Annotated in this window: 12 protein-coding genes and 1 riboswitch; all 12 genes read left to right on the top strand. The window is 42.6% G+C overall.

The window, feature by feature from the left end:
* Positions 1 to 54: 54 nt before the first annotated feature.
* The 12 genes from G5B06_RS07650 (at position 55) to G5B06_RS07595 (ending at position 19,256) form a co-directional block, all read left to right on the top strand.
* A complete protein-coding gene (locus tag G5B06_RS07650; RefSeq protein WP_148445726.1) occupies positions 55 to 561 on the top strand; it encodes a shikimate kinase in 507 nt (168 codons plus the stop codon).
* Between the two features lie 129 nt (positions 562 to 690).
* Positions 691 to 1,983, top strand: coding sequence for a UDP-N-acetylglucosamine 1-carboxyvinyltransferase (locus tag G5B06_RS07645; protein ID WP_148445728.1), 1,293 nt, complete (start codon positions 691 to 693; stop codon positions 1,981 to 1,983).
* Between the two features lie 406 nt (positions 1,984 to 2,389).
* Positions 2,390 to 3,286, top strand: a complete 897-nt coding sequence (locus G5B06_RS07640) for a helix-turn-helix domain-containing protein (RefSeq protein ID WP_244094539.1) — start codon at positions 2,390 to 2,392, stop codon at positions 3,284 to 3,286.
* A 354-nt stretch (positions 3,287 to 3,640) separates the two neighbouring features.
* A complete protein-coding gene (locus G5B06_RS07635) occupies positions 3,641 to 9,037 on the top strand; it encodes an SH3 domain-containing protein (protein ID WP_173771667.1) in 5,397 nt (1,798 codons plus the stop codon).
* 68 nt (positions 9,038 to 9,105) lie between these two features.
* Positions 9,106 to 10,707: a SpaH/EbpB family LPXTG-anchored major pilin gene (locus tag G5B06_RS07630; RefSeq protein WP_173762173.1), complete on the top strand. Its 1,602-nt coding sequence runs from the start codon at positions 9,106 to 9,108 to the stop codon at positions 10,705 to 10,707.
* A 103-nt stretch (positions 10,708 to 10,810) separates the two neighbouring features.
* Positions 10,811 to 11,671 carry a class C sortase gene (locus G5B06_RS07625; protein WP_244092670.1) on the top strand — a complete coding sequence of 287 codons (861 nt, stop codon included), beginning with the start codon at positions 10,811 to 10,813 and terminating at the stop codon, positions 11,669 to 11,671.
* A 3-nt stretch (positions 11,672 to 11,674) separates the two neighbouring features.
* A complete protein-coding gene (locus G5B06_RS07620; protein ID WP_148445738.1) occupies positions 11,675 to 12,583 on the top strand; it encodes a class C sortase in 909 nt (302 codons plus the stop codon).
* Positions 12,567 to 14,123 carry a pilin N-terminal domain-containing protein gene (locus G5B06_RS07615; protein ID WP_173762175.1) on the top strand — a complete coding sequence of 519 codons (1,557 nt, stop codon included), beginning with the start codon at positions 12,567 to 12,569 and terminating at the stop codon, positions 14,121 to 14,123. The genes G5B06_RS07620 and G5B06_RS07615 overlap by 17 nt, the downstream gene beginning before the upstream one ends.
* 190 nt (positions 14,124 to 14,313) lie before the next feature.
* Positions 14,314 to 14,415: riboswitch (SAM riboswitch) on the top strand.
* Between the two features lie 86 nt (positions 14,416 to 14,501).
* The gene (gene metK, locus G5B06_RS07610; protein ID WP_173762176.1) at positions 14,502 to 15,704 is read left to right on the top strand and encodes a methionine adenosyltransferase; all 1,203 of its coding nucleotides are present in this window, start codon (positions 14,502 to 14,504) and stop codon (positions 15,702 to 15,704) included.
* 163 nt (positions 15,705 to 15,867) lie between these two features.
* Entirely contained in the window at positions 15,868 to 17,025 is a 1,158-nt protein-coding gene (locus G5B06_RS07605) for a sensor histidine kinase (RefSeq protein ID WP_173762177.1), read from the top strand.
* The gene (locus tag G5B06_RS07600; protein ID WP_148445746.1) at positions 17,018 to 17,707 is read left to right on the top strand and encodes a response regulator transcription factor; all 690 of its coding nucleotides are present in this window, start codon (positions 17,018 to 17,020) and stop codon (positions 17,705 to 17,707) included. Before G5B06_RS07605 ends, G5B06_RS07600 begins: the two co-directional genes overlap by 8 nt.
* 112 nt (positions 17,708 to 17,819) lie before the next feature.
* Positions 17,820 to 19,256 (top strand): aminotransferase class I/II-fold pyridoxal phosphate-dependent enzyme, encoded by a 1,437-nt coding sequence (locus G5B06_RS07595; RefSeq protein ID WP_173771666.1) that lies wholly within the window; start codon positions 17,820 to 17,822, stop codon positions 19,254 to 19,256.
* The last annotated feature ends 11 nt before the right edge of the window (positions 19,257 to 19,267 follow it).

The raw sequence follows: 19,267 nt of genomic DNA, 5'->3' as shown, positions 1-19,267 counted from the left end.
CAGGAACGATTGTTGAGATTTTGTTACAGCTATGTTAAAATGAAAGGACACAGTATGAATAATATTACACTGATAGGGATGCCTGGTGCGGGAAAAAGCAGCATCGGTGTTGTACTTGCGAAAGTGCTTGGTTACCAGTTTATTGACTCAGACCTGCTGATCCAGAAGGAAGAAAAGAGAACTTTAAGTGAGATTATTGAGCAGGATGGAATTGACGGGTTCAAGGCGGTGGAGAATCGTGTGAATGCGTCTATCCAGGTTGAGAATACGGTCATTGCCACAGGTGGCAGTGTCGTGTATTGTGATGAGGCAATGCAGCATCTGAAATCAGAAGGAGTTGTGGTATATCTGAAGATTTCTCTGAAGCTGCTGTCCAAACGTCTTGGCAATCTGAAAGACCGTGGAGTTGTTCTGAAAGAGGGCCAGACACTGGAGAGTCTTTATGAGGAACGTACTGTATTGTATGAGAAATATGCGGATATTGTTGTAGACGAGGAAGATAAAGATCTGGAGGGAAGCCTTCAGATCGTGCTGGATGCACTGAAACGGGGAGAGAAATAGTTTACAAATCCGAAATATGTGTTATAATATACAACTGACCTAAAAAACGGTGTTGCGGAACGTATGTTTCCGTCGTAAATTCAGAGAAAGTTTCTTGCTCATAGAGGAGTAAAATAATAGAGGTGTGTTATGGAACAGTATGTGATTAAAGGCGGCAATCCTCTGGTTGGAGAAGTGGATATTGCAGGCGCGAAGAATGCTGCTCTTGCAATATTATCAGCAGCCATTATGACTGATGAAACTATATTAATCGAGAATCTGCCAGATGTAAGGGACATCAATGTTCTGCTTGAGGCTATTGCAGAGATTGGTGCTCAGGTTGAGCGTGTCGATAAATCTACTGTAAAGATCAACGGTTCTACCATCGGCAATCTCAGTGTTGACTACGAATTTATTAAGAAGATTCGTGCTTCTTATTATCTTCTTGGTGCGTTACTTGGTAAGTACAAGCATGCGGAGGTTCCGCTTCCAGGTGGATGTAATATCGGCAGCAGACCGATTGACCAGCATCTGAAGGGATTCCGTGCTCTTGGTGCGGAGGTTGATATCCGTCATGGCGCAATTGTTGCCAAGGCTGAGAATCTTCATGGCAGCCACATTTTCCTTGATGTGGTTTCTGTTGGTGCAACAATTAACATTATGATGGCAGCTTCTATGGCAGCTGGCCGTACCATTATTGAAAATGCTGCAAGGGAGCCGCATGTTGTTGATGTGGCCAATTTCCTGAACAGTATGGGAGCCAATATTAAGGGTGCCGGTACAGATGTAATCCGTATCCGTGGTGTTGAAAAACTTCACCGTACAGAGTATTCTATTATTCCGGATCAGATCGAAGCAGGTACTTTTATGTTTGCAGCAGCAGCTACCGGCGGAGATGTTACTGTACGGAATGTTATTCCGAAGCATCTGGAAGCTACAACTGCCAAGCTTGAGGAGATTGGATGTGAGGTTGAGGAGTTTGATGATGCGGTTCGTGTTCGTGCGCCGCATAAACTTCATCGTACTCATGTGAAGACTCTGCCTTATCCTGGTTATCCGACAGATATGCAGCCACAGATTGCAGTTACACTGGCATTGGCTGAGGGTACAAGCATTGTTACTGAGAGTATTTTTGAGAACCGTTTCAAGTATGCAGATGAGCTTTCCAGAATGGGAGCGAACATCAAGGTGGAGGGGAACTCCGCAATTATTGATGGCGTGAAGAAGCTTACAGGTGCACGTGTCAGTGCTCCGGATCTTCGTGCAGGTGCAGCGCTTGTTATTGCAGGACTGGCTGCTGAGGGTGTTACGGTTGTCGATGACATTGTTTATATTCAGCGTGGATATGAGAATTTTGAAGAAAAATTGAGAAGCCTTGGTGCTGAAATTGAGAGAGTTTCCAGTGAGAAGGAAATTCAGAAATTCAGACTTCGGGTTGGATGATTTTTTTGATTTTTATGAATTATGAGAGTTTCCGGGCATTTGTGCCCGGGAGCTCTTTTTTTGTATGGAGAATATATGCTTTGCATAATAGATACTGATAGTGGAAATTTTTGACGGATTTTTGTAAAAACTTTGAATTTATTTCTTAATAGTTTTCTACTATAATGAACGGGACAAACGACGGATTTTGAATATCCGTATAACTAAAAAACAGCATAAATTTGAGATTCGGAGACTTCAGAGAATAACTTCATTGCGGAGATTCTTGAATGAATACTGGTATGACCACGGAGGGTGGAAAATGAATAAATATACGGTACTTCCGCTTTTAAATTCTTCTTTTGAACCGGGAAAAGCCCTGGAGACAGTGGAGTAGTTTGAGGATAAAGATTTCAGAAATATTGCGATGGCTGAGTTGTATTATTTTACGGGCAAAGCAAAAGAGTGCTGTGAGATTACAGAACTGTATCTGGAAAATGAAAAAATGGAATTGCGCCTTTCGGCGTGTATGCTTTATTGTTATGCAAATCTGACACTTGGCAGATCGGTTGCTTCGAAGCGAGGTCTGCAGGGAATTCAGGAATGCATCAGTAAGGCAATGAAAAAAGAGATTTCGGAGGAACTGCAGGCATCTTGTGTACTGGCAGGATATGTTGGTGCGGTGCTTCTTCATCTTCCAGCAGAAGGAATTCCGCCGCTGTGGGAATACAGTGGCATTCTTTCTGAGGGGCTGAGACTTTTTGCGGTGTATGTACTGGCACATCAGGCTTATCTGAACGGAGAGTACTGGAGTGCTTATGGAATGTGTAAAGCAGCGTTGTTTATGACGAGGGAGACTTATCCGATCAGTATGGTTTATCTCCGGTGTATGATGTCGACGTGCAGAATTAACAGAAGGTATAAAAAAGAAGCGCAGATTGATCTGATGGAAGGATGGAAAATGGCGGAGAAGGATGATTTTGTAGAGCCGTTTATAGAACATCATGGACTCCTTCAGGGACTGATAGAGGTTTGCATTCGGAAAAATGATCCGGACGCCTACAAAAGGATTACAGATGGAGTACTGTTTTTCAGCAGAGGATGGATGGCAGTGCATAATCCTGAAACGAAGAACAAAGTGACCGATGAACTGACTGTTATGGAATTTTCAATTGCGATGCAGGCAAGTGGTGGATGGACGAATAAAGAAATTGCAGCACATATGGGGATTTCTGTGAATACGGTGAAACATTATCTTACGGATATTTTCTGTAAGCTGGATATAAAGAAACGTGAGGAATTGAAACAATATATGTTAAATTGATGTTCAAAGGCACCTTTTTGTAGCCAAATGGGCCTTACGTAACAATTGGGTTCACGTTATAATAAATAAGACAAATAATCAGATAATACTTAAAAATATTCAACAAAAACAAAAAAGAACGATATTTAAGAAAGGAGAAGAAGCCAAAGTTTTTATCTGGATATCATTGGATACCAAAAATGTTTTTTGTATTGACATGAGAATCCTGTAAATATAAAAAGTTTGCGGTATGAAACAGCTTTAATTACCAGATAAAAAACCTGAAGCTTTTTTAAGAAGAGAGGAATATAAACGGAAGAAAAATAATAAGAATTATAGTACACGTTAATGCACACACAGGAAAGCAGGAAAGGTATGAAGAAATTGAGGAAAGATAAGTTCAGAAAAATCCTGGCATTTATGGTGGCTTTGGCGTTGATGGTATCTTGTGTGCCAAGTGCATACACGATCTCCGCGAGTGAGACATTTGGAGATGGAACAGATGATCTGTTCACAGATGGTGAAGGATCATCGGGACCCGAAGCCGAAGAATCGACACCGGATGTAAGCAGCGCAGACCAGGAAAAACAGGCGCAGCAAACTATGCTTACATATGAAAATGATTCTGTTAAAGTAACAGCAGAGGCGCAGGAAGAAGGAGCTCTTCCTCAAAATACATCTTTGAAAGCCGATACTGTAAACGAAAATTCATCAGTACTCTATAATACAGTATCTCAGAAGCTTTCGAAGGCGGCCGAAGATAAGGGCAGCAGCCTGCGGGGCTTTTTTGCGTTAGATGTATATTTTGCAGATGCTGACGGAAACAGAGTTGAGCCGAACGGCAGAGTGAAGGTAACAATTGAATACAAGACACCGGCAGCACCGGAACTTACCGATGCAGCCAATACGAGTGTAACTGTTGAAAAACTTCGTTATAACAGCAGCACCGGCGAGACAGAAGCTTATGTTTTACAGCCGAATGAAGATCTGAAGGTTCTGAATGTAACAGAAACCAAGCAGGTACAGACCATTCAGGCAGAAACTGGAAATTCCGCTGTTTTTGCGGTGATGTGGGACTCCCCTAAAACAGTTTCTGGTGAGGATGAAAATTCAGACACTCCTATTGATTCAGAGGGAAATGATAGTGATGTGGATATTTCAGACGGTGAGATTACACCGGAGCCGGAAGTAACAGAAGTTCCGGCAGAAGAACCGGAAGTTACAGAAGCACCGACGGAAGAGCCGACCGTAACAGAGGCTCCGGCAGAGGAACCGGAAGTTACAGAAGCACCGACGGAAGAGCCGACCGTAACAGAAGCTCCGGCAGAAGAACCGGAAGTTACAGAAGTTCCAGAAGAAGAACCTGAGATTACACAGGTTCCATCAGAGGAAGCTGTTATTGTAACTGTCATTGGAGATGATGTAAATCTTCGTGTCAGTCCATCAGAAGATGCGGATGTAGTTACAACTGTGGAAGCAGGTACACAGCTTACCGTTCTGGAAACTGTTACAGCAGAAGACGGGACAACCTGGTACAGAGTTTCTTACGAGGGAACGGAAGCTTACATAAGAAGTGATATGGTTCAGGTGGTTGAGACGGGTGATGAGGAGCCGGCGGAAGAGGAAGTGACGGATGATCTCACGCAGGAAGGTCCTGTTACTTATTCCAAGACGGTAGGGAATGTAGTTGTGACAGCAACTGCAGATAAGGATGTTCTTCCTGAAGATGCGGAACTGGTCGTAACACCTGTTGAAAAAGACAATGCTCAGTATTCAGAAGTAGAATCTCAGCTTCATGCAAAAGCTGAAGAAGGGGATTATACAGTTGCAGGTTTTCTTGCATATGATATTTATTTCCAGGACAATGAGGGAAATAAAATTGAGCCAAATAACGGAAGCGTTAAAGTTTCCATGGATTATCAGGCATCATCAATTCCTCAGGAAATCAAAGAGAGCACAGAGACATCAACATTCAGTTCAGAAGCTGATGAGGAGATATCTCTGGAGGATGAGAATACAGAAGCCACAGATGCACAGGAGCTTTCTGTTGCAGTGATGCATCTTGTAGAGGATGAAGCTGGTAATGTGCAGTCTGTTGTTGATATGACACAGCAGGGAACTGCAAAAGTTGAGACTACCGCAGAGAATGAAATTCAGAAAGCGGAATTTGAGACGGATAGCTTTTCGGTGTTCACGATTACCTGGCAGGATGCTCGGAGAAGTTTGTCAATTCAGTTGATTGATACAACAGGAAATTCTATTGGAAGTGGTAATAAATCTGTAACATGGAGTGGAAACTCACATACAACAGCATATGCAGATGCTCCGAAGATTAGCGGCTATGCTTTCAAGAAAGCTAAAGTTGCTTCCTCAGCAGGAGAAGAGGGAACTGTAGTAAATAATGTTCGTTATAATAACGGGAAATATCAGTATACTTCTGATCGGAATGTGAAGGATACGACAGCATGGTACGATATTGGAAGTAATACAGTATATTTTGTTTATCAGAAGGTAGAAAACCTGAAAACGGTTGAGACTGTTGACCATACCAGCGATGGTATTACCATGAAGATGAAGGATTTATGGGGTAACAGCAGTGAAAAGATCGGACCGAATTCAGATCAGAGTACCTGGCTTACTCTTGGTGGTGACTATGGAAATGGAAATATCAAGAGAGGACTGTTAAACAACGTTCTTGCACCTAATGGATATCCAACGGTAAAAAGTAATAGTTCGAATTTGGAAAGTCTGTTTTCCGGTGGAAAAACAACAACAGTAAATCATCTGTTCTTAAAAACCATTTATGACCAGACAGGATATTATGAATATAGCAGTTTCAATAACTACGCATATTTAGGAAGTAATCCTGGAACATCAGCGAATTTTACGGTTTATGATGCAATAGGAACACCAAGAGGAGATAGTACCTCATATTTCTACAGCCGTGGAAACTTTATGCCATATAATGCAATTGCGGATGGCAAATATGCATCTAATACCCATAATTTATATGATGAAGATGGTAATGAATTGGATGACAGCGATCCGGATAAGGGAAAAGTACTTTATCAGACTCAGGGTACGAATGATTACCAGTTTGGTATGGAAATGGATGGTAATTTCCTTCAGCCAAAAGCTGGAAAGGTAACACCTCCGAACAGTTCCAAAAAAGAATCCATGATCTATGAATTCAATGGCGATGACGACATGTGGATTTATATCGATGATGTTCTGGTACTTGATATTGGTGGTGTACACGATGCCCATTCCGGTAAGATTAATTTTGAGACCGGAGTTGTAAGCTGGAAGGATTGTAATACAGGACAGGTACCAAAGGAGTATACAACTACTATTAAAGAAATGTTCCGTTCAGCAGGATATTTCCCGGATGGAACAAAATGGGATAGCAGTAAGGTTGATAATTATTTCGACGGTGATACTTTTAGGGATTTTACAACTCATTCCTTTAAGATGTTTTATATGGAACGAGGAGCTGGTGCTTCCAACCTTCATATGAAGTTTAACATCCAGGTTATTCCGGAGGGACAGGTAGAAGTAAGAAAAGAGCTCAGCAATACTGATAAAGAAAAATACAGTAATGTAGAGTTTGCGTTCCAGTTATATGCACAGGATATTGTTGGTGAAGACAGCCAGGGAAATGAAATCTATTCTGATAAATATGTTCCTCTGGGAAATGGCAGTGCAGTATATGGAAATGCAGGTAAACCGACGAGCCAGGAAATTCAATTTGGTGATAAGGAAATTAATGGAACGCCATACAAGAATGTCTTTTATCTGAAACCAGATGAGTCTGCAATCTTTACCGATTTACAGGCGAACAGGAAATATTATGTAAGAGAGATCGGAGTAAAGTCCGAAGAATACAGCCAGATTAAAATTAATGATACCGGATACAAAGAGTATGATGAAGATAACAAGGAAACCGGAGAGGGAGTAATCAAGAAGGTTGAGACTGATAAAAAGGCAGTAAATGTACGACCGGTTGTGGTTTATACCAATAACTGTTCGGCAGCCAACAGTCGAGAACTTCAGATTACCAAGAAGATCAAAGATGATATTTTTGTAGAGGATACCTTCAGTTTTCGCATTCAGCTTTCCAATCAGGATAATGTTTTAGTCCCATATGCAAATGGTGATTATTATCTGCTGGATGAAGATAACAACTACTGGTATTACAATGCTTCCGGTGCACTGGCATCCAATGGAAGTGATGCAATTGTCTGTGGCCGCAAGACAACAGACGATGGAACTGTAACCGGCGTACCTGCCGGATACACAGTTGCAGTAACAAGTATTCTTTCCGGAACAAGTTTCCGGGTTGAAGAGGTAGATCTGAATTCCGAGAAGTATGATACTCCTGACAAAGCAGTGAATAATGCGGATGCATCTGTGGTTACAGACACTGATGGTCATATAGCAGATGGAAGCATCAAACTTGGTCAGGACGCGAATGTGGTTGTTACCAATACTCCGAAGAATCAGGGCCAGGAACAGGATCAGACATTTATCAGAATATCAAAAACATTTGAAGGTCTTACGGATACCGAGATCGGAGAACTTGCAAATGCGGAACCTCCATATAAGATCACGGTAACCGGAAAGAAACTGGATACAGAAACCAATACTTATGTTGATTTCGCACAGGATCTTTACTTAAGAAGGGATGCGTTCGTAACAGGAAGCGGTACCACCTGGACTTATACCTGGAAAATTGAGGGATGTGGAACAGGTACGTATCACGTTACAGAGAACAATTACAACAAAAACGGATATTCCTCAGAAGTAAAGATCAATGGAACAACAATTCAGAATCCGGAACAGAACGGTGTGGATGTTACCACAGAGGCTTCGACTTATAAGTATACAGCAAAAGACAGAGTCACAAATTGTAATCAACAGGATTACGAAATTGGTGTACAGAATTTAATTGTGGCAAAACTGACCAAGGGTCAGGGAACCTTTGTATGGACCCGAAATCCTGCAAGTATTGATGAAAGACTGGCGATTATAAATATTATTAAATCCATTAACGGATTTGATAATAACGCGACACTGGATAACTGTTATTTCTACAGTGGAGAAGGCATTGAAGGAACCATGATTTTCCGAGGTGCAAAAATCCGGTATGACTGCCAGAACATCCTGCATTTTGACTATCCGAAACAGTGGGCAATGTTTGCAACAGGAACCTATGAAATTACAGATGGCCGCAATGCAGAAGTTGCAATTGAAAACACCTACACAGAAAATACTGCGGATCTTGACCTGGTTAAGATTTTGAACAGTAAAGATAGCACAGTAACAAGACTGACAGGTGCGGAATTTGATCTTTATAAGAAAGACGGAAACACATACAGTAAAGTAAATACAGAGCCAATTGTGATTGATAACGATCAGCAGGAAGAAGCTCTGAGAAATCTTTCTTCAGGGCAGTATTACCTGGAAGAGACAAAGGCACCGGATGGATGCACTTTACTGGCAGATCAGATTTACTTCAGACAGGAAAACGGAACGATCATTCTTACAGACGAAGATGGCAATGCACTTCAGACTGAAAATGCCATGTGGTCCTTAAGTTCTTCTGATGGAAGTAACGTACTGACAATCAAAAACAACAAAATTTATAACTTACCGAGTGCCGGTGGCCCCGGAATCTATGGATTTACAATTAGTGGTGTGGCAATTCTTGCGACTGCACTCCTGTTGTTTATAAAAAATAAACGGAGGGAGGAAGAAGCAAAAAGATCGTGACTCATTATTGTAAATGGAAATACGAGGAGAATGAAAAAGGAAAAGGGATAGAAAGAAAGGAGACTAGTATGAAGAATTTATTCAAGAAAATTGGTGCGTTATTAATGGCAGCAGTTATGGTTCTGTCTATGTGCACCGCAGTATTTGCTACCAATGATCCAATGGTAGCAGACCACGCAACTATTAAGGGAATCAACAAGGAAGATGGTATTACAGTAAAAGCTTATAAGATTATTACTTATAATGAGAATGGAACATATTCTGAGGTTTTAGAGAATACTATTGATAAAACAGAAGATGGTACATTAAACCCTACATCTGCAAACATTGAAGCATTAGCAAAAAGAACTAATGATCTGACAGATGTAGTTAATATCACAGATCGTGATGATGAAGGTGTTTATACAACAAGCGCATTAACACCTGGCACATGGATGATTATTGTAACAGGTTCAAATACTGCTCTTTATAATCCGGCAATTATCAGTGTAAAAATGGATACAGACGGTAAGTACAAATATGGAACACTTGATTTTAGCACAGATACCTGGAATGATAATGGCACTGTATACATGAAAAAATCTGAGCCTGAGATTAAGAAAACTGCAGAAACTGTTGTAGCTGGAAATGATATCAAGGGAACACAGTATGGAGACATTATTAAGTTTACAATTACAGCAGATGTTCCAAGCTATGAAAGCAGCAAAGATAGTATTCAGTATTCCATCGAGGATACACTGGATGGTCTGAGCTTAGTTAATAAGGATACTTATGTACCTTCTGCAACTATTGATGGAAAAAAGGATGCTACATTAACAGCAGCAGTAGAAAAAGCAATTGTAGATGGAAATACAAGTTTTACTGTTAATGATTTAGGCGATGAGTGGATCATTGCGCATAGAGGTGGAAAAATTGTTATTACTTATTATGCAAAAGTGACAAGCGATGCACAGCTTAACATTGACCTGAATACCAATACTGCAAAACTTACTTACTCTACAAATGACAAAGTACAGAGTAAAACAAGTAAAACAAAACATTACACATTTGGTATTGATACAAGTGTTGTTGGTACAACAGAGACAGGTACACCAAATAAGACAGGTGAATTTGTTAAGATTAACCAAAATGGTGAGGTAGGATACGACGAAAAAACTGGTGAAGTAACAAAAACAACAGAGACAGAACTTCTTTCCGGTGCTGAATTCCAGCTTCATATTGGAAAGCCAGATGGCGAGCTGTTTACAGATGCAAGAGGAAATAGCACTTTTACAACCGATGCAAGTGGTAAACTTGAGATTAATGGTCTTGACAGTGATGTTGTTTATTATCTGGTTGAGACAAAGGCGCCTACAGGATATAAATTAGTATCTACCCCGATTGAAGTGAAAATTAATGCTAGCTTCGAAGGTGATACACTTACAGGATATGATGTAGTTATTGGCGGAAAGACAACTCATTATGAGTATAATGAGAATGCAGGAACTGTAAAACTTGTAAATGATAAAGATCATCCAAGCAACCCATATGGATTTAAGAATACCAAAATTTCCGAGCTTCCATCCACAGGTGGAATGGGAACATACCTCTTCACTATTATCGGTGTTGTAGTTATGGCTGTTGCAGCTGGTGCTTTCTTCATCAGCCGCAGAAGAGGATCTGAGGAGTAATCCTTACGGATCATTTTCAAAATCAGAAATATTTAAAGTAAATCAGTTACCGCCCGGCCTCTTCGGAGGCCGGAAACGGTAATACAACAGTATGGAGAAACCTATGAGAAAGAATAAGAAGAAAAATTATATTGGACTTGGGTTGCTGTTTCTGATAGGATTGTCCATACTGCTGTATCCGATGATCAGCGATGTCTGGAACAAACACAGGGATAATATCCTGATCAGCAAATATAGCAGCAGTGTTTCTTCGGACGAGAATTCGGAGAAGATTGACAGCATGTGGAAAGCAGCAGAGAAATATAATGAACAGATTAAACAGGAAAGTGTACCGGATGCTTTTTCTGTAAGAGATGGAGAGAAAGACAGTACATACGAATCTCTTCTCAACCTGAATGGTGATGGTATGATGGGATATGTGGAGATCCCTGTGATCGATGTGAAGATTCCAATTTATCATTACACAACAGATGAATCGCTGGAAAAAGGTGCCGGACATCTGTTTGGCAGCAGTCTTCCGGTTGGCGGAGAAAGCACCCATGCAATTCTTTCCGCACATCGTGGACTTCCCAGTGCAAAGCTTTTTACAGATCTGAACCTTGTGGAAGAAGGAGATATTTTTTATCTGCATATTCTGAATCAGACACTTGCCTATGAAGTAGATCAGATTCAGACGGTTCTGCCGGACCAGACAGAGTCCCTGGCAATTGAAGAAGGAAAAGATTATGTGACTCTTGTTACCTGTACTCCGTATGCGGTAAATACACACAGACTTCTCGTGAGGGGACACAGAACAACTGTAGAAGCTGCGAAAGAAGCGCAAAAATCAGAGAAGAAAGTCAGCGGAGCTACCAATCCGTCTCTTCCGATGATCCTTCTCTGTGTTGTAATCGGAATTGTGATTGCAGCTGTTCTTGTAACAGTAATCAATTCTGTTCAGAACAAAAAACGACGCAGGAAATAATTTATGGCAAAAAAGAAAAAGAAGAAAAAAGGAAATGTTGTCCTTAATATTTTTATAGCAGCAGTGTTTCTGACAGGGGCAGGAATTTTTCTTTATCCTACATTCAGTGATATGTGGAATCAGTACAGGAATGCAAAACTGATCAGCAAATATGAACAGTCGACTTCGAATCTTTCAGAAGAGAATTATGAGAAGCTCTGGAAAGAGGCAGAAGAATACAATGCGGAACATCCTGTGAATTCCATTGTGGACGCTTTTGATGAGGAAGAGGATTATGAACCGACACATCCTTATGATGAGGTTCTTGATCCAAACGGGGACGGTCTGATGGGAAGTATCGAAATTCCAAAAATTCAGGCAAAACTTGCAATCTATCATGGCCTCAGCAAAAATGTCCTGGAAAAAGGTGTAGGTCATGTAGAAGGAACCAGCCTTCCAATTGGAGGTGCCAGCAGACATGCGGTACTTGCGGCGCACAGAGGGCTTCCCAATGCGAAACTTTTTACAGACCTGGATCAGATGGAAGTGGGAGATATTTTTATTCTGCATATTCTTGGAAAAAACCTGGCTTATAAAGTAGACCAGATCAAGACAGTTCTTCCGGACGAAACCAGTGAACTGGATATTGTAGAAGGAAAAGATCTTGTAACCCTTGTCACCTGTACCCCATATGGTGTAAATACACACAGACTTCTGGTGCGGGGAATCCGTACAGAATATGTGGAAGAAGAGGAAAGTAATGAGACAATTCCGCAGATGCTTGCAAAGACAGATCCAAGGAAGGTTCTAGCTGCGGGAAGTGTAGTGCTTGTTATCCTGATACTGCTGGTTTATCTGATTGTCCGTCGCGGTGAAAAGAGGCGGGTATCGGGAGAAAAAGAGGAGGCAGAAAAAAGTGGAAAAGAGAACTAAGCGGAAAAATTTTTTTAGCAGTTTTCTGGCATTTCTGGTGATGGGCGTAATGCTGATCGGCAGTCTGTCACAGATCGTTCTGGCCGGTAATTATGAAGCCGGAAAAACCGGAACTATCAGCCTGACCGTTCAGGAAACCGGAGATGACGGAACCCAGAAACCGATTCCAAATGTAAAGCTGACACTCTATAAAGTAGGAAGTGTATCCTATGATGGAAATGTGCATTTTGTGGCAGACAGTGCGCTTCAGTTTACGGGAGTCGATTTTGAAAATCTGAAAACAGCGGAAGACTGGTATTCTGCCGCAGAGACTCTTTCTGCCGCAGTAAAAAAAATCGGGCTTACCGGAATTGAAAAACAGTCAGACGCACAGGGAAAAATCGTGTACAGCAATCAGCAGGAAGGCATGTATCTGATTGTACAGGATAACCGGGATGGTAAGGTGTCTGTTTCCCCAATGCTTCTTTCGGTTCCTTTTGCAGAAGAGGGAACCGGATGGACCTATGATGTTCAGGCATATCCGAAAGCTGTAACAAATGACAGTGGAAAAGAAACGAAAATTCAGGTTACCAAGCAGCTGTTTTATATTGACAAGAATTTTGATGTTCTTGACATGGAAGCAGATGATGCGGTTTATAAGGTTGGCCTGTTTCTGGATAAAGATGGAACCATTCCGTTTCGCAGTGATTATATGAAGGATATTCATCTTGTCAATGCACACAGTGGAACAGCGACCTGGTCCAATGTGCCGGATGGAACCTATTATATATTTGAGCTGGATGAAAACGGAGATCCGATGACGATCAATGATGTGATCGAAGTGGAGGACGGAAACACATTTTATTACAATGTTACAGATCCTGATGAGAATGAGTCCAATGAAGCTACAGTCAGCAGGAGTGGTACTGCGGAATCCGTGTCCTATGTAAATAACTACTATTACTTTATTCCGGATGGATTCTCCTTAAGAGGATATATTGATATTACCAAGAAAGTCCTTGTCGACGGAAACGAAGATACAGTAGCGGATACTTTCTATGCCGGTATTTTCAGAGAAGAGTCTGATGGAACACTTACACTGATCAATAATGTAGAACTTGAACAGAATGGTTCAGTAAGGGCCGAGGTTTCTTTCGAGGCAAATGAGGAACCGGATTCTGTTACTTATACAGTAATGGAGACAGATGAAGAAGGAAATCCGATTGATAAGGACACATTCCTGTTTGACGTAAGTGGTGAAGGCGATGTAGTTCTGAATAAGAGCGAAAGCTATATTAACAACATTGAGATTACCAACAGCCAGGAGACAGAACCTGATCCGACAGCGACTCCGACACCGGGAACACAGCCTTCTGTGACACCTTCTCAGGATAACAATACACCAGGCGGTGGTACATCTGATAACGGAGGAACGACAGGACGTACTTCTGTAAAGACCGGAGATGATACACCGATTGGCGTATGGGTTGGAATTCTTGCAGCAGCAGTGGTAATTGGTGGTGCAGCAGGAATTGCAGTAAAGAGAAAAAAGAAAAAATAAGAGCTCCTCATAGAGGATGCTCATGAGGAAAGGCCAGGCAGAAATGTCTGGTCTTTCTTTGTGGAATAAACAACAGGTTTTCATGATATTGTCTTTTTTTTATCAAAAGAGAATTTTGTAGAAAAAATTTCTTGACATTTAGGGATGAGAAGTATATTGTATGTGTTGCAGTAATTTCATAAAAGATAGCCTTTTATTCAGAGTGGTGGAGATACAAAGGATCTGTGAAGCCACGGCAACCCCGGAATGATCTGGAAGGTGCCAACCTGAGCGAGCAATCGAACAATAAGAGGATTGTTTACAGAATTTAAACAGTCCGGATTGTACGGGCTGTTTTTTATGTCTATAACCGTTGTTTTATTACAAAAGGAGAAGAACATGGAAAAAATTTTATTTACATCTGAATCTGTAACTGAAGGACATCCTGACAAAGTCTGCGACTCTATTTCTGATGCCATCCTTGACGCTATGATGGAGCAGGATCCGATGAGCCGTGTTGCATGCGAGACTGCTACTACTACAGGTCTTGTACTTGTTATGGGTGAGATTACAACCAAAGCTAATGTTGATATCCAGAAGATCGTTCGTGATACGATCCGTGAGATCGGATATGACAATGCTGATTATGGTTTTGATGCAGATACCTGTGCGGTTATCACATCACTTGACAAGCAGTCCACAGATATCGCTATGGGTGTTGACAAGGCTCTTGAGCAGAAAGAGGACGATATGAATGAGGACGAGCTGGATTCCATCGGTGCCGGTGACCAGGGTCTTCAGTTTGGTTATGCTTCCAATGAGACTGAGGAGTATATGCCATATGCCATCAACATGGCTCACAAGCTTGCTCAGCAGCTGACAAAGGTTCGTAAGGACGGCACTCTGAAATATTTAAGACCGGATGGAAAGACTCAGGTTACTGTTGAGTATGATGAGGCCGGCAAGCCGAAGAGAATCGATGCTGTTGTATGCTCTACACAGCATGATCCGGATGTTACTCAGGAGCAGATCCATGAGGATATTAAGAAGTATGTTTTTGATGCGATCATTCCGGCTGATATGGTTGATGCGGATACGAAGTATTTCATCAATCCGACAGGTCGTTTTGTTATCGGTGGACCTCACGGTGACAGTGGTCTGACAGGTCGTAAGATCATCGTTGATACCTACGGCGGAACAGGACGTCACGGCGGCGGTGCTTTTTCCGGTAAGGACTGCACAAAGGTTGACCGTTCTGCTGCTTATGCTGCACGTTATGTTGCAAAGAACATTGTTGCAGCCGGTCTTGCTGACAAGTGTGAGATCCAGCTTTCCTATGCAATCGGTGTTGCGCATCCGACTTCTGTCAGTGTGAATACCTTCGGAACAGGTAAGCTTTCTGAGACCAAGCTTGTTGAGATCGTTCGTGAGAATTTTGATCTTCGTCCGGCTGGTATCATCAAGATGCTTGACCTTCGCCGTCCGATCTACAAGCAGACTGCTGCTTATGGTCATTTCGGCCGTACAGATGTTGATCTTCCATGGGAGCATCTGGACAAGGTTGAGACTCTGAAGAAGTATCTTTGCAACAGCTACGAATAATCATTTCAGAAGAACAAAGAGTGAGGCCCCCGGTAATGCCAGTACCGGGGGCTTCTTGCATGGTGAGATGGGGTTTTTTATAGAAAATTTAGAGATAGGGAATATAGTTTATGTTATAATACGTGTATGTGAATGTGTGAATTTATAAAGGACGGAGATACAGATGAAGTTAAAAACACGTATTATTGTGGGCTTCGTTGCGATCATCCTGCTGCCGCTGCTTCTTTTTTCCGCGAGTCTTTATGGGTTCAGCCAGACGCAGGCGAAACATGTACAGGAGAGCAGCAGCCAGGCTTCAGATTCGAATCAGATGATCTACGATATTTCCCTGGCGCAGTCTTCCAGCAGCCAGGTGAAGCTGATGGCCAAGGATATGATTCTGACCGCAACGATCATTCTTGTTTTTACCGCATTGTCTGTGGGACTGTGGATTTATCGGAGTATTGCAGTTCCTCTGGTGAAGCTTAAGAAGGCAACCCAGAACATTAAAGAAGGTAATCTGGATTTTGTGCTGGAGGTTGAGGGAAAGGATGAATTTTCCCAGCTTTGCCAGGATTTTGAGGAGATGCGTAAACGGCTGAAGGAGTCCACGGAAGAGAAGATCCTGATGGATAAGGAGAACAAGGAACTGATCAGTAATATTTCCCATGACCTGAAGACGCCGATCACTGCGGTGAAGGGCTATGTGGAAGGCATTATGGATGGGGTGGCGGATACACCGGAGAAGATGGACCGGTATGTACGTACCATTTATAATAAGACCAATGAGATGGATCATCTGATCAATGAGCTGACATTTTATTCCAAGATTGATACCAATCGTATTCCGTATACGTTCAGCAAGCTGAATGTGGAGGATTATTTTTCGGACTGTGCGGAGGAACTTGGACTTGAGATGGAGACCAGGGGAATTGAGCTTGTGTATGCCAATTATGTGGAGAAAGATGTCCAGGTGATTGCGGATGGAGAGCAGATCCGCCGTGTGATTCATAATATTGTGAGCAATGCCATTAAATATATGGAGAAGCCTAAGGGGATCATTCAGCTTCGTGTGAAGGATGTGGGTGATTTTATTCAGGTGGAGATCGAGGATAACGGCAAGGGAATTGCCGCCAAGGATCTGCCGTATATTTTTGACCGTTTTTACCGTACCGATGTTTCCAGAAATTCTTCCAAGGGAGGAAGCGGTATCGGACTTTCCATCGTAAAGAAGATCATGGAGGATCACGGCGGAAAGGTCTGGGCAACGAGCCGGCTGGGAATCGGAACGATTATGTATTTTGTCCTTAGAAAATATCAGGAGGTACCGATGAATGAGTAGAATTTTGATCATAGAAGATGAGGAAGCGATTGCAGATCTGGAGAAGGACTATCTGGAGCTTTCCGGTTTTGAGGTGGAGATTGAGAACCGTGGAGATACCGGTCTTGTACGTGCCATGAAAGAAGAATTTGATCTGATTATTCTGGATCTGATGCTTCCGGAGGTGGACGGTTTCGACATTTGCCGACAGGTCCGTGAGGAGAAAAATACACCGATCATCATGGTTTCCGCAAAGAAGGACGACATTGATAAGATTCGTGGACTTGGTCTTGGCGCAGATGATTATATGACCAAGCCGTTCAGTCCAAGTGAGCTGGTTGCCCGTGTGAAGGCGCATATGGAGCGTTATAACCGTCTGGTTGGTTCCAATGTGCACAAGAATGATGTGATTGAAATTCGTGGTATTAAGATTGATAAGACGGCAAGACGTGTATGGGTCAATGGCGATGAGACGACATTTACCACCAAAGAGTTTGATCTTCTGACATTCCTGGCTGAAAATCCCAACAGGGTATTTACGAAAGAGGAACTTTTCCGTGAAATCTGGGATATGGAATCTGTGGGTGATATCGCTACTGTGACGGTGCATATTAAGAAGATCCGTGAAAAGATTGAGTTTAATACTGCCAAGCCTCAGTATATTGAGACAATCTGGGGTGTGGGATACCGGTTTAAGGTGTGAGAAAATACCGGATTACAGATACGATGAGGATAAAGAGGGGGAATATCGTTTAAGGATAGTCCCTCTTTATTATTACATGAACGCTTTAATGTTTGGCTGAAAAAGGAGAATTATGGAAGAAAGATTGTATAAAAAACTGGAGTCATACGGCAGAAGTGATTTTTACCCGTTTCATATGCCCGGACATAAGCGCAATCCGCTGGCTGTGGACGGAGATTTTCCGGTGGAGAGAGATATTACGGAGATTAACGGGTTCGATAACCTGCATCATGCGGAGGATCTCCTGAAAAGGGCCCAGGAGGATGTTGCCCGGCTTTATGGTGTGCCGGAGAGTTTTTACAGTATTAATGGAAGTTCCGGGGCGATTCTGGCTGCGGTGTCTGCGGCTGTGGGTAAGGGAGGCCAGATCCTGATCGCACGGAATTGTCATAAGGCGGTTTACCATGCAATTTATTTAAGAGATCTGGGGGCTACATATATTTATCCACATGAGGATCCCAGACTGGGGATAAACGGCGGAATCTCACCGAGCCGTGTGGAAATGTACCTGGCAGAGAATCCGGAGATTGAAGCGGTGCTGATCACATCCCCGACCTATGACGGGATCGTGTCGGATGTGGCGCGGATTGCGGAGGTTGCTCATAATCATGGTGTGCCTTTGATTGTAGATGAGGCACATGGGGCTCATTTTCATTTTTCGGATTATTTTCCGGTGTCCGCCGCTCAGCTTGGCGCGGATGTTGTAATTAACAGTGTGCACAAAACTCTGCCTTGTCTGACTCAGACGGGAGTGACCCATCTGTGCAGTGACCGGGTAAGCAGGGAAAAACTCATGCGTTTTCTGGGAATCTATCAGAGCAGCAGCCCGTCCTACATTTTGATGAGCAGTATTGATGCCTGCATGGATAAGCTGGAGCGTGAGGGCGATGAGATGTTCCGGGTATTTACAGAGAATCTGGAAAAAGCCCGGGAGCGTCTTGGAAAGTGTAAATATATCCGGCTGGTGACTCCGCAGGCCTGTGAGTGCCAGAGAGTGTTTGATTTTGACAGATCCAAGATTCTTCTTTCCACAGTGAACAGTTCACTGAACGGAAGACAGCTGCATCAGATTCTCCGGGAGGAGTTCCATCTGGAAATGGAGATGGAGGCGGAGAATTATGTTCTGGCACTGGCAGCAGTCGGGGATACGGAAGAGGGATTCCGAAGACTTTGCGAAGCGGTTGAAGAGATTGACCGGAGAGAATCGTTAAAGTACAGAGAGGAACCCGTGGAAAAGGAACCGCTGAAAAACGGAAAAATGAAACAGATGATGCGTATTTCGGAGGCGATGGATGCAGAGAATGAACGATATCCGCTGGATGAATGTATCGGGCGGACTTCTGCGGAATTTGCATATCTTTATCCGCCAGGAATTCCGCTGATTGTTCCGGGGGAACAGATTTCTGGACATTTCGTAAAAAATGTGAGAAGATACCTGGAACAGGGCTTTGAGGTACAGGGCCTGAGTGACCAGACAAGTGAGACTGTATGCGTTGTGAAGAATGAGTAAACAGGCGTATG

It is taken from the genome of Blautia luti (assembly GCF_013304735.1).
In the GTDB taxonomy this organism is placed as follows: Bacteria; Bacillota; Clostridia; order Lachnospirales; family Lachnospiraceae; genus Blautia_A.
Note: the sequence above shows the minus strand (reverse complement) of the source record. Positions and strands in the feature narration are given on the sequence as shown.